The organism is Dermabacter sp. HMSC06F07 (genome assembly GCF_001807345.1).
In the GTDB taxonomy this organism is placed as follows: Bacteria; Actinomycetota; Actinomycetes; order Actinomycetales; family Dermabacteraceae; genus Dermabacter; species Dermabacter hominis.
In genome coordinates, this window is sequence record NZ_KV788587.1 from 133,864 (window position 1) to 146,428 (window position 12,565).

Sequence of the window (12,565 nt, forward strand, 5' to 3'; positions counted from 1 at the left end):
GCATGGGTGGCTAGGGTGAAAGGCGCGCGCCCAGGGTGCGCTTTTGAGTCCGACGGTGGCCTGGCAACCGTCGGGCCACATTCGAAAGGCAATCATGGCACTTCCTTCGACCACAGATCCTTCTCGCCGCCGCTACGCGACCGCTCTCCTCGTGGGCCTCATCGGCGGCTTGTTCTCCGCAATCGTGAAGTTCGGCTGGGAGGTGCCGTTCCCACCGCGCACACCCGAGCGCAACGCCACCAACCCGCCGCAGCAGCTCCTACAGCAACTGGGACTCAGCGAGGACTTCACCCACACGCTCGTTCATTTCAATGGCAACGGCCTGCCAATCATGAGCTTCATCGTCCACTTCAGCTTTGCGATTGTCTTCGCGGTTCTCTACTGCGTTGTTGCCGAGCGTTTCCCCAAGATCACTCTGTGGCAGGGTGCAGCATTCGGCATCGTCATCCACGTCGTTTTCCACGTTCTGCTCATGCCTGCGCTCGGCACGGTGCCCGCGCCGTGGGATCAGCCGTGGCAGGAGCACGTGAGCGAGTTCTTCGGCCACATCATCTGGATGTGGAGTATTGAAATCGTGCGTCGCGACCTTCGCAATCGTTTCACTCACGAGCCGGATCCGTGGGTTGCGCTCGATGCCACGGACGGCGCTCGCTAATGCCGTAGCACGCTGGCCCGGACGGCCCTCGCGCTCTTTCGTTTCGGGGAGTACGTTGGTGGTATGCGCACCATCATCAACGTCATTCTCAACATCATTTGGGTTCTTACCGCCGGCCTTTGGCTGTGGCTTGGCTACATCCTCGCGGGTATCCTCGCGTGCATTTTCATTGTCACGATCCCGTTCGGTGTCGCGAGCTTCCGCATCGCGAGCTACGTGATCCTCCCGTTCGGCCGCGAAGCCGTACAGGTGCGGTCCCCCGGTGCAGTCGGGACTCTCGGCAACGTCGTATGGTTCCTCATCGCGGGCCTGTGGCTTGCGGCAGGCCACGTCGCGACCGCACTCGCACAGGCCGTCACCATCATCGGCCTTCCGCTTGCGTGGGCGAACCTCAAGCTCATCCCCATCACCTGCTTCCCCTTCGGCAAGGAGATCATCTCGACGGGCGACTCACGCGTGATCTGAGCACCCGCCTTTAAACACCTGGCGATACAAAGCGCCCCTCCCGCTATACGAAAGCGCCCCTCCCGCTATTCGGGAAGGGCGCTTTCGCTACCTCAGGCGAGGATCACATCTTGTGGCCAGCCGAGCGGAGGTTCTCGCACGCCTCGACGACGCGCTTTGCCATGCCAGCCTCGGCCTTCTTGCCCCACGAGCGCGGGTCGTACATCTTCTTGTTGCCGACCTCGCCATCAATCTTGAGAACGCCTTCGTAGTTCTCGAGCATGTGGCCCGCAACGGGACGCGAGAAGGCGTACTGAGTGTCGGTATCAACGTTCATCTTGATGACGCCGTTGTCGACAGCTTCCTGGATCTCTTCGAGGGTCGAACCCGAGCCACCGTGCATCACGAGGTCGAACGGCATGTCCTTGCCGTACTTCTCGCCAACGGCCTTCTGGATATCGAGGAGGATCGACGGCGTGAGGCGAACGTTGCCCGGCTTGTACACGCCGTGCACGTTACCGAAGGTGAGGGCGGTGATGTAGCGGCCGTTTTCGCCGAGGCCAAGGGCTTCGGCGGTCTTGAGACCGTCTTCAGGGGTCGAGAAGAGCTTCGACTCGTCGACGTCCGCCGAGTAGCCGTCTTCCTCGCCGCCGACGACGCCAACTTCGATCTCGAGGATCTTCTTCGCTTCCACGGTCTTCTCGAGGAGGCGCTTAGCGATCTCAAGGTTCTCGTCGACCGGAACGGCCGAGCCGTCCCACATGTGGGAGGTGAACAGCGGGTTCAGGCCCTTGTTGACGCGCTCGTTGAGGTCCCATTCGATGAGGGGCTCAACCCAGGTGGGAAGGTTTTCCTTCGCGCAGTGGTCGGTGTGAACGCCAACCGTGGTGTTGTAGTCCTCGGCAACCTCGTGGATGAACTTCGCAAGAGCGATCGAGCCGCGAACGCGGTTCTTCACGGTCGAACCGGAGAGGTACTCGGCGCCGCCAACGGACACCTGAATGATGCCGTCAGACTCAGCTTCGACGAAGCCCTGGAGTGCGGCGATCGCGGTCTGCGAGCTCGACACGTTGATCGCGGGGTAGGCGAACTTGCCTTCCTTCGCGCGGTCGATCATTTCGTTGAACTGTTCCGGGGTTGCAACAGGCATGTGTGCTCCTTCGAGTGGGGATCGCGGGCACCCGTGTACCTCGCAGATCCACGTTGCGTTTGCCCTTTCATTCTTCCACACGTCGTTCGGGACGCTCAGGGACGGGCCACTCCCAGCACGAAACGTGAGAGCTGAGCCACACGAGTGGTCACTGGGGCGTGGGCTATCCGACGGCTGCCCACGTTCCGGCGTGCGGAATTCGCACGATGAGGCTGTAGGAACCGTCGGCATGCGCCCCCGCATTCACGGTGCCGCCGAGCGCGTTGGCCCTCTCGCGAACGCCGCGCAGCCCCATTCCGGAGCCGGGCGCAGGCTCGAAGTCCTCGGGCGGTGCGGTATTGACGACGTCGATGCCGGTGACATGTTCACTCGTCATGAGCGTGATGTGAATGTCGCTTCCGGGTGCGTGCCTGAGCGCGTTGGCGAGTCCCTCCTGGGCGGCGCGGTAGAGGGCGAGTCCGACGGTTGCGGGGACTGTGGGGATGCCCGCCTCTGGCACGGTGAGGCTCACGTGGGCGCCGGCATCGCGCGAGCGCTGCACGAGTTCGGGGAGATCCTTGAGCTCGGGCTGCGGGGCCCTCGCGACGTCTTCTTCGCTACCGGTTCCGCGCAGCATCGTGAGAAGAGCACGCATTTCTTGAAGGGCGTTGCGCGAGGTCGCGGCGATTGAGGCGAATTCGGCGCGTGTCGCTTCGTCGAGTTGTGATTCTGCGAGGCGGTAGGGAGCGGTCTGTGCTTGGACGCTGATGACCGACATCGAGTGGGCGACCACGTCGTGCATTTCGCGCGCAATACGGGCTCTCTCGCTGAGCTCGGCGCTCTCGGCGAAGGCACGCTCTTGGCGCTCTTCGGCTTCGCGGCGTGCCGCCCGTTCACGCGAAACGTCGCGAGCCGAATCGGCGAGCCAGCGAAGCCCGTATCCGAAGGCCGCCGCGACGATCCACATGACAAGCATGACGCCCAGAATGAGGAAGCTCCACTGGATGAAGTCCACGGAAGTGGAGGCGCGCCCGTGCGTCACCACGCACCTCGCAATCGTTCCCATCAGCGCGATCACACCGAAGGCACCAAATACCCCGGTGCTGTGTTTGACGTTCCGGTGAAGGCTCAGGGTGAAGAGGGCGAGTCCGGCGAGTAGAACCGGAACCTCCGTGCCGGGCATGAACACCTGGCCATTGAACTTCACGATGGTGAGCGTGATGATCCCGCCGTAGGACACCACAAACGCGACGCAGGCGAGCACGGAGCCGAGCTTTGGCCGCCGCACGAGGAAGATGAAGGCGAGCGTCCAGGTGAGCGCGAGCAAAGAAAAGGACAGCCCCGCGACCGGAATCGTGAACAGGCCGAAGGGAAGGTACCGCGGCGCGATGTGCTCCCACAGGGCACCGTCACCCGAAAAAGTGATGCGAATCGGCGCGATGACCGCGATGACCGCGGTCGCCCATCCCTTGAAGCTGATCGTCGCGAAGGAGTCCCCTTCGAGAATCTCGCGCACGAGGCCGTTCTCAAGACGCGCGGCAATGTGCAGGGTGAAGGGAAACAGGGCGAGGAGCACGAGGCCAAGGCCGACATAGAGCGCCGAGTCAACTAAGGCGAGCGTTCGCGCGTATGGCTCGAGACCCACGTTTGGGTTGAACCTTCGAATAACAAAACTCGCCATTCCCGACTCGTACGAGAAATCAATGAGCGTGACGAACGGGAAGAACAGACCGCAAAGAAGCGTGAAAACAGCCTGGGTGCCCAGGACCAACGCAGCGCTCACGCGCACGGTGTTGAGAACGAGGGCTTCGCTGATGAAGTCGAGCCACAGTCGCAGGTTTCCGAGGAGACGGAAGTAGTCGGCGAACGAGTGAAACTCGGGAACTTTCGTGCGAGGGCGAAGCACCTTTTCACCGCTCCACACGTTGGAGCGAATTCTCGTGAGGTCAGCAGCGAAACCGCCCGCGAGCAGGATGCCCGGTAAGAACAGAAGACCAATGAGGAGAAAGGCAAGCGAAAAGACGGTGAGAAAGCCGAGTATAAAGAGCGCGCCACCCACGAGAAGGCCGAGCACGAGACTTGGGAAGACGTAGAGGAAGTCGCGTCCCAGTTGCTTGGCGTGCGCTCTCAGCGGCGCTTTCGACCACGGCGCGACCGTGTGTGCGCCGGGTGCCTTCTCTCCCACTTCTGCCATGGGTTAACCGTAGAGGCCCCGACAGAACTCGGCATCACTCCCCGGTCTTGATCACGGCAATACTTATGGATGAGCCGTTATTCGCGTGAGGGCGCGCCCTGTGACCTAGGCTTAAGACATGAGCCAGAACTCCCCCATCCGCGTCATCATCGCTGACGACCAGCCCATGGTGCGCGCCGGCTTCGAGGCACTCCTCGCAGCGCAAGCAGACATCGACGTCGTGGCCACTGCCGCCGACGGCCGCGAAGCTATCGACGCCGCGCTCAAGAATCGACCCGACATCATCCTCATGGACATCCGTATGCCGAACCTCGACGGGCTCGCCGCGATGGAGGAAATCTTCCGCGCTGGCCTCGATCCCGCGCCGCGCATCATCATCCTCACTACATTCGACGCCGACGACTACGTGTTCACGGCTCTCAAGGGAGGCGCGAGCGGCTTCCTGCTCAAGGACGCCGAAGTCGAGGAACTCGTCGATGCCGTGCGGAAGGTCTATCGCGGTGGGGCCCTCCTCTCCCCCTCCATCACGCGGAAAGTCATTGAAGATTTTGGGGCGCTTTCGCGCAGCCAGCGTCGGACCGATCCCGCCCTCACCAAGGCCATCGCTGCCCTCACGGACCGCGAGCGCGAGGTCGCGAAACTCATCGCGAAAGGGTTCTCTAATGCCGAAGTGGGCTCCACGATGTTTCTCGCGGAGCCCACCGTGAAAACCCACGTGTCCCACATCCTGCAAAAACTATGCCTTCGCGACCGCACGCAGATTGTCGTGGCGGCCTACGAGTCAGGACTCGTGGAAATCGGCGAAGACTGAGCGGGGCTCAGACCTCCTCAACCTCTGCGTCGTCGAACGTCGAGGTATCGATGACGAATCGGAAGTGCACATCCCCCTTGACGACGCGATCGTAGGCCGCGTCGACGTCGTTCACGCCGATGACCTCGATCTTCGCGCCGATGTTGTGTTCTCCACAGAAGTCAAGCATCTCCTGGGTCTCGGGGAGCCCACCAATATTCGAGCCTGCGAGAACCTTGCGACCGCCCGTGAGGGCACGGGTGGGGATCGGCATACCCTCGGGAGGAAGGCCGACGAGCACCATCTTTCCGCCCGGCTTGAGCAGATCCATGAAGCCCGGGAGGTCGAACTCAGCACTGATCGTGTTGAGAATGAAATCGAACTTGCCTTTGTGGGTCTCGAAGAAGTTCTCGTCCTTACCGGTGGCGAGGAGTTCCTTCGCCCCGAGCGAGAGTGCGTCCTCTTCCTTCTTACGCGAGCGAGAAATGACGCTCACCTCGGCGCCCTTCGCCGTGGCGATCTGCACGCCCATGTGGCCGAGCCCGCCGAGACCCGCGACCGCGACTTTCTGGCCTTCGCCAACCTCCCACGTCGCGAGTGGTGAGTACGTCGTGATACCTGCGCACAGAAGCGGTGCGGCCACATCAAAGTCGAGTGAGTCGGGAATGCGGCACACGAAACGCTCGCGCACGGTGACCTTTTGCGAGTAGCCGCCCTGAGTGACGGTGCCGTCCTCATCGATCGCGTTGTAGGTGCTGATCGCGCCGTTCAGGCAATTGTTCTCGAAACCCTTGTTGCACTGCTCGCACTCGCCACACGAACCGACGAGGCAGCCGACGCCAACGCGGTCGCCGACCTTGTACTTCGTGACGTCGGGGCCGACGGCCTCGACCACTCCCGCAATCTCGTGGCCCACGGCGAGTGGGAACTTCGCGGGGCCCCACTCATTGCGAATCGTGTGGATATCGCTGTGGCACACGCCGGCGGCCTTAATGTCGATGAGGACGTCGGTCCCCTGTGGCTCACGGCGTTCGATGGCGACGACCTTGAAGGGCTGATCCGGGCCGGTTTTCTGGAGGGCCTTGACGGTGATGCTCATGGTGTGCTCCTAACCATGGTTCGGATTGTCAGCAACTCATAGCGTTGCCTTTTTAGCCTACTGCGCAGGTCAGAGACCTTTCTGACGACCCTCGCGGCTCTGGCAGCTACAGCGTTAGGTCGCGCGGAATCTCGACGTGCTGACTCACCCACGTGTGCATGACGATCGCGGCGGCGTGCCCGACGTTGATCGAGCGCGTGCTGCCGAACTGAGAAATCGCGACCGTGAGCGCAGCCGCATCGATAAGCGGCTTCGACACTCCCCCGCCTTCTTCGCCGAACACGAGCACGGCGTTTTTCGGCAAGCGCGTGTGTTCGAGAGGGACGGCGCCGGGGACGATATCGACCGCGACGACCGCGCGATCGTTGTCGCGAGCCCACTGAAGGAAGTCTTCGGGCCTCGCGTGGTGAAACTCGTGCTGGTATCGATCCGTGACCATCGCTCCGCGTCGATTCCACCGCTTCTTTCCAACGATGTGGAAGGCTGCGACCCCGAACGCGTTCGCGGTGCGCACGATCGAGCCGATATTGAAGTCGTGGTCGATGTTCTCGATCGCGACGTGCAGGCCGTTGCGGTAGTGGGCGTCGAGGTCCGCGATAATCGCTTCGCGGCGCCAGTACCGGTATCGGTCGGGAACGTTCCGACGGTCGCCTGCTTCAAGCAGTGCCGGATCGTAGTGAGGTTCCTTCGGCCAGTCCCCCTGCCAGGGCCCCACGCCGACTTCGCGCTCGCCAGACATTATTTGACGGCGTCGTCTGGGTCGGGAAGGCCGAGGCTCTTGCGGCGGCGCTCACGGCGAACGAGCTTCACGAAGAAGTAGAGCACCACGAGGATGACGAGCACGTAGCAGACCTTCGAGAAGATGTCCGTGTAAGGCTCGATCACGTGCCATTGCGTGCCAAGGAAGTAGCCGAACGCGAGGAAGATCGAGTTCCATATCGCGCTTCCCAGGGCCGTCAGCAGTGTGAACATGGGGAGTTTCATCGCAAACATGCCCGCGGGAATCGAGATGAGCGAGCGGATGCCCGGAATGAAACGCCCGAAGAAAACGCCCTGCATCCCGTGCTTGTCGACCCAGGTGTTCGTCTTTTCGTAATCCTCGACGTTGATAAGCGGGAGCTTGATGAACAGGGCGCGCGTGCGCTCGGGACCGAGAATTCGCCCGAGTCCGTAAAGGATGTAGGCGCCCAGCGTCGAGCCGATCACCGACCAGATCAGCAACACCCAGAACGAGTGTTCGCCCGTTCCCGCGGTTACGCCCGCAAGCGGAAGGATCACTTCCGAGGGGATCGGCGGAAACACGCATTCGAGCAGCAGCAGGAGCATCACGCCGAAGCCCCCCATCGAGCTCATGATGCTGATCGCCCATTCAACAACGTTCACGGAAAAACCCTTCTTTTCGTGCGCGGGCCGAAGCGCATGTTCGGCCGTACAAGTGTACGTACCCCTTTAGCTGGCACTACTCGCCAGAGGACTCACTCTTTTCCGGCTTGTCTGCCCTTTTCGCCTTGATCTCCGAGGCCTTTTCGACGATCTCACGCTTCACGATTTCGTGAATCGACGCCTTCGGCGCTTTCTCATAAAGCTCCTCGATCGCCGCTTTCGCCTTCTCGAGGAAGGCCGCGCGACGCAGCTTGAGCGAAGGCGTCACTAGGTTCGGGTCCGCGAGATTCGCCCTCACGAGCGCAAACTTCTTGATGCGCTCCGTTCGCGACACGTCGAGGTTCGCGTTCTCGAGATAGGGCAGGATTTCCGCGATGAGCTTGGGATTTTCAATGATCTCGATGTCGTCACCCGAGACCTCGCCGTCCTCCGTGTGCTCGATGAGAAGCGCCGTGAGGTAGGGACGATCATCGCCAACGGCGACCGCGTACGCCACGCTCGGATGCTGTTCGACGGCGCCCTCCCAGCCGGCGGGCTCGATCGTCTTACCGCCGGAGGTCACGATGACATCCTTCGAGCGACCGCTCAACGTGAGGCGGCCGGAACTATCGAGACTTCCCAAATCACCGGTGCGCAAGAAACCGTCGGAATATGCCGCCGCCGTGTGCTCGGGATTGCGGTAACCAGGCGAGACCCCGGGCCCCTTCGCAAGCACCTCACCTTCCTCGCTGATACGGATCGTCGTGCCGGGAACGGGGACACCCACGCTGCCCGCCGTGAGGTCGCCCGGGCGGTTCGCGGCGATCGGGGCGGTCGTCTCCGTGAGGCCATAGCCCTCGATGATCGGGATACCGAAGCCGCGAAAAGCGAGCGCGAGCGAGGGGTGAAGTTTCGCGCCGCCGCACAGGATGTACTGAATGTTCCCACCCAAGAGCGTGCGAATGGTTCGATAGAAGACGCGCTCGTAAAGCGCACGCTTCACCGCGAGGTGGAACGGAAGCTTCGGCCGTTCCTTCTCGTGAAAACCTTCCCCAATCATGCCGATCCGCACGGCTGTTTCACGCGCGTCCTTCCACAGGCGCCCCACATGCTTTTTATCGGCCTGCGCGGCGACCGCGTTAAGGATTTTTTCGAGCACGCGCGGAACGACCATGACAAACGTCGGGCGGATCTCCGCGAAGGTGGGGATGACGCGTGACGTATCGGAGAGGTGGGCGACGCGCATCCCGAGCGCGAGGCAAATGAGTTGCACGCCGCGCGCGAGCACGTGCGAAAGCGGGAGAAAAAGGATCGTCGACCCGCGCTCGTTGAGCACCTCCCCGTGGGAGACGCCGATATTTTGCAACTGCGCCACGAAATTGCCGTGCGTGAGCTGCACGCCCTTCGGGTCGCTCGTCGTTCCCGACGTGTAGACGATCGTGGCGACGTCCTCGAGAGTGCGGGAGGTGCGTGCACGCTCCAGATCAGCCTCGCTCACCGGTGTTTCGGGGTCGCGTGCCGCGAGCGCGCTCACGCATTCGTAGCCGCTCACTTCTTCCATCGTCCACACGCGATCCGCCCCGCCAAGGGCATGCGTGAGCGACTCGGCTTGCTGCGCGGTGCCGGCAATGGCGCGCGTAACCCCCGCGTCTTCGACGATCGCCTCCACCTGGGCCGGGGCGCTCGTATCGTAGATCGGCACGACGACCGCACCCGCCCACAGCGCAGCGACGTCGGCGAGTACCCATTCGTAGCGCGTGGGCCCCATGATCGAAATCGCGTCACCCGGCCTCACGCCTGCAGCGATGAAATGACGCGCCAGGGCGCGAGCGAAATCGAAGAACTCCCGCGTGGTCACGTCGCTCCACACGGTCGCTCCCGCAGCATCGGTGCCGGCAGGGACCTGGAAGGCGATGTGCTCGGGGGTCTCGCCATCCCGTTTCACGAAGAGGTCGGTGAGGCGCTCACTATCGTTCGACTCGACAAGCAGCGGGCTCGTGTATTCGCGCAAAGAGGTGGGCATAAACAGGTACTTTCGCGTCGGATACGGAACCGCAGGCTACGGAACCGTAACCAGTCTAAAGGTTAGACGCTGAATCACATCGCCACGTCGCCTCCGGGTCGCAAACCCCGGGGAAAATCCGGCATGAAACGGTAGATTGGCGGCATGACCTTCAACCCCAATTCCGAGATCCGCTCCGACAACACCCGCCGCAGCTCCGGCGGCGGGGGCGGCATGCGCCGCGGAGGCGCAATCGCCCTCGGTGGCGGTGGCCTCGGCACGCTCGTCCTCGTGATCGTCTTGCTCTTCCTCGGAGTCGATCCGTCGATGCTGCTTGGTGGCGGCGCCGGCCCCGCCCCAAGTGCACAGCAGCCTCAGCAGGGCACCGTTCTCGAGGAATGCCAAACCGGCGCCGACGCAAACGACAACGACGACTGCCTCGTGCAGGCCACCGTCGAGTCCGCCGACTCCCTGTGGGAAGGCCAGGCTAAGAATGCCGGTTTCAAGTTTCAGGAACCACAGGCGGTTGTGTTCACCGACTCGGTTAACACGGGCTGCGGGCCCGCCACCTCTGCGACGGGCCCGTTCTATTGCCCCGCCGACTCCACGATCTACGTCGACACCTCGTTCTACCAGCAGCTCAGCTCGCGCTTCGGGGCGAGCAGCGGTCAGCTCGCGAAGGCCTACGTTGTCGCGCACGAATACGGTCATCACATTCAACGCCTCGACGGCACCATGAATGCAATCGATCGTTCGGGAACGGGCCCCGACTCGGATCAGGTGCGACTTGAGCTTCAGGCGGACTGCTACGCCGGCATGTGGGCTCACCACGCCGCGACAACGGTCGACGATAACGGCACGACGATGCTCGAACCCCTCACCGACAAGGACGTCGACGATGCGCTCAGCGCCGCGAGCGCCGTGGGCGACGACCACATTCAGGGCGAAGTGACGGGCGGGCAGGTCATGCCTGACACGTGGACGCACGGCTCCTCAGCGCAACGTCGCAACTGGTTCGTGAAGGGCTACAACGAGGGCACCTACAAGGCGTGCGACACGTTCGCGGTTGAGCAGCCGTAACAATCCCGGCGCCGTCGGGGCGTTTTCTCCGCCTTCAGGCGTGGGTTCAGTCCCGACGTTTGCGCAGCAATCGATCGAACATCGATCTGCGCGCCGCGGCCCGCTCGACCTTACGCATGCGCGCCTTACTCATCGCATGCGCAATCGCCTCACTTTGGAGTGCACGCCTGAGCGCCCCGGGCGTCGCCCGCCCGAGCGCTTCGGGGTTGTAGGCCAGCGATGGCACCGAGACGACCTCTCCCGCCGCCACGTCTTTGAGGGCATGCTGCACGACGAACGGGGCCTTTAGCCACGTCACGCGCGGCGCGCCCTCCATGTTGACGGCGGCGTTGTGGTGGCTCTCGGTGTGCACGAAACCCGGGATCAGCACGGTCGCGCTCACGCCCGTTCCTTCGAGTTCCTGCGCGAGGTACTCCGTAAAAATAACGACCCAGCTCTTCGCCGCCGCCGAGAGGTTTGTCGCGGTGAATCCCGCCATCGACGAGACGTTGAGGATCGCCCCGGCGCCCTTACGTGTCATCGCCGTCGCCGCTGCGTGTGCAAGGATCAGGGTCGCGCGCACGTCGAAATCGACTTCTTCGAGAAACTCCTCGATCTCTCCTTCAAGAAACGAGGCGCGCACCGAATGCCCGGTGTTATTGACGAGCAAACCAATGGGATCAACGGGGTCGAGCAGGCGGCGGGCCACGCGCTCCACATCGGCCTGGACCGAAATATCCGCCGGGAGAATGCTGACGCGAGTGCCAGACACCGCCTCAATCTGCGCGGCCACTGCCGCGAGGCGATCCTCGTTTCGCGCCACGAGCACGAGGTCGTGACCGCTGCCTGCGAGCTGCCACGCAAATTCGAGGCCGAGGCCGGAGGTTGAGCCGGTGATGAGCGCGAGAGTCATGCCTTAAGCGTATCCACGCGAACCTTCATGCACCCATAGGATGGACGCATGCGAATTGCCACCTGGAACATCAATTCCCTTCGCGCACGGATGCCCCGCCTCCTCGAGGTGATCGATACCCGCAATATCGACGTCATTGCACTTCAGGAGATCAAAGCCAAACCCGAGCAGCTCGACCTCAGCGAGCTCACCGAGCGCGGATTCGAAGTCGCCGCCCACGGCTTTAACCAGTGGAACGGCGTCGCGATCGCCTCGCGCGTGGGCCTTCGCGAGGTGCGCCGCGAGATCCCCTCGATTCCCGCCTGGGGCGAAGGGGATGATGGGGTCGTGGAGGCCCGCGCCATTGGGGCCGTCGTGGGAGACGCCTCGAGCGACTGCGCACCTCTTGAGCTGTGGAGCCTCTACGTCCCGAACGGGCGAGAACTCGACAATCCGCACTATCCGTACAAACTCGCGTGGCTCGAGGCCGTGCGCAATTACGCGGCCTCGCGCCTCGATGCCGGCGGGCCGGGCGAGGCGCCCGGCGAGAACTCGGCGACGCTCTTCGCGGGCGACTTCAACGTCGCTCCCACCGACGCCGACGTTTGGGACATGTCGGCCTTCGAGGGGAAAACCCACGTGAGCGGGCCCGAACGTGACGCCATCGCGGCGCTCGAGAACGCGGGCTACGCCGACCTCACACGCGACTGGCTCGACGCCCCCGGGACCTACACGTACTGGGACTACAAGGGTCTCAAGTTCGCGAAGAAGCAGGGTATGCGCATCGACTTCATGTTTGGCTCGCCCGCAGTGCGCACGGCAACAACCGGGGCGATGATCGACCTTGCCGAACGGGCGCAGAAATCCACGAGCGATCACGCACCCGTGATCGTCGACGTTGAGCTCTAGGGATCGCCTGGGCGCCAGCAGGCGTCGGAA

General features: G+C 62.9%; 12 protein-coding genes. 5 read left to right on the forward strand and 7 right to left on the reverse strand.

The features are described from left to right. Positions 1-94: 94 nt before the first annotated feature. On the forward strand, positions 95-655 hold the full coding sequence (locus HMPREF3157_RS06895) for a YagU family protein (RefSeq protein WP_070435946.1): 561 nt from the start codon (positions 95-97) through the stop codon (positions 653-655). Between the two features lie 63 nt (positions 656-718). Then, positions 719-1,120, forward strand: a complete 402-nt coding sequence (locus HMPREF3157_RS06900) for a YccF domain-containing protein (RefSeq protein ID WP_070435947.1) — start codon at positions 719-721, stop codon at positions 1,118-1,120. Between the two features lie 103 nt (positions 1,121-1,223). Here HMPREF3157_RS06900 and fbaA read toward each other — a convergent pair whose 3' ends face one another. Then, positions 1,224-2,249, reverse strand: a complete 1,026-nt coding sequence (gene fbaA / locus HMPREF3157_RS06905; protein WP_070435948.1) for a class II fructose-bisphosphate aldolase — start codon at positions 2,247-2,249, stop codon at positions 1,224-1,226. A 163-nt stretch (positions 2,250-2,412) separates the two neighbouring features. Beyond that, complete coding sequence (locus HMPREF3157_RS06910) at positions 2,413-4,422, reverse strand: sensor histidine kinase (RefSeq protein WP_016663272.1); 2,010 nt, start codon at positions 4,420-4,422, stop codon at positions 2,413-2,415. Between the two features lie 118 nt (positions 4,423-4,540). Between HMPREF3157_RS06910 and HMPREF3157_RS06915 the strand changes: the two genes are divergently transcribed. Beyond that, on the forward strand, positions 4,541-5,233 hold the full coding sequence (locus tag HMPREF3157_RS06915) for a response regulator (RefSeq protein WP_016663273.1): 693 nt from the start codon (positions 4,541-4,543) through the stop codon (positions 5,231-5,233). A 7-nt stretch (positions 5,234-5,240) separates the two neighbouring features. Here the strand turns inward: HMPREF3157_RS06915 and HMPREF3157_RS06920 are convergent, their stop codons facing one another. The 4 genes from HMPREF3157_RS06920 to HMPREF3157_RS06935 form a co-directional block, all read right to left on the reverse strand. Continuing rightward, positions 5,241-6,311 (reverse strand): NAD(P)-dependent alcohol dehydrogenase, encoded by a 1,071-nt coding sequence (locus HMPREF3157_RS06920; protein WP_070435949.1) that lies wholly within the window; start codon positions 6,309-6,311, stop codon positions 5,241-5,243. A 106-nt stretch (positions 6,312-6,417) separates the two neighbouring features. Next, the gene (locus HMPREF3157_RS06925) at positions 6,418-7,050 is read right to left on the reverse strand and encodes a TrmH family RNA methyltransferase (protein WP_016663275.1); all 633 of its coding nucleotides are present in this window, start codon (positions 7,048-7,050) and stop codon (positions 6,418-6,420) included. Continuing rightward, complete coding sequence (locus HMPREF3157_RS06930; RefSeq protein ID WP_016663276.1) at positions 7,050-7,694, reverse strand: DedA family protein; 645 nt, start codon at positions 7,692-7,694, stop codon at positions 7,050-7,052. The genes HMPREF3157_RS06925 and HMPREF3157_RS06930 overlap by 1 nt, the downstream gene beginning before the upstream one ends. 76 nt (positions 7,695-7,770) lie before the next feature. After that, positions 7,771-9,696 (reverse strand): AMP-dependent synthetase/ligase, encoded by a 1,926-nt coding sequence (locus HMPREF3157_RS06935; protein WP_070435950.1) that lies wholly within the window; start codon positions 9,694-9,696, stop codon positions 7,771-7,773. Positions 9,697-9,840: 144 nt separating this feature from the next. Between HMPREF3157_RS06935 and HMPREF3157_RS06940 the strand changes: the two genes are divergently transcribed. Next, on the forward strand, positions 9,841-10,755 hold the full coding sequence (locus tag HMPREF3157_RS06940) for a KPN_02809 family neutral zinc metallopeptidase (protein WP_016663278.1): 915 nt from the start codon (positions 9,841-9,843) through the stop codon (positions 10,753-10,755). Positions 10,756-10,801: 46 nt separating this feature from the next. Here HMPREF3157_RS06940 and HMPREF3157_RS06945 read toward each other — a convergent pair whose 3' ends face one another. Beyond that, entirely contained in the window at positions 10,802-11,647 is an 846-nt protein-coding gene (locus HMPREF3157_RS06945) for an SDR family NAD(P)-dependent oxidoreductase (protein WP_016663279.1), read from the reverse strand. 48 nt (positions 11,648-11,695) lie between these two features. Between HMPREF3157_RS06945 and HMPREF3157_RS06950 the strand changes: the two genes are divergently transcribed. Then, the gene (locus HMPREF3157_RS06950) at positions 11,696-12,535 is read left to right on the forward strand and encodes an exodeoxyribonuclease III (RefSeq protein WP_016663280.1); all 840 of its coding nucleotides are present in this window, start codon (positions 11,696-11,698) and stop codon (positions 12,533-12,535) included. The last annotated feature ends 30 nt before the right edge of the window (positions 12,536-12,565 follow it).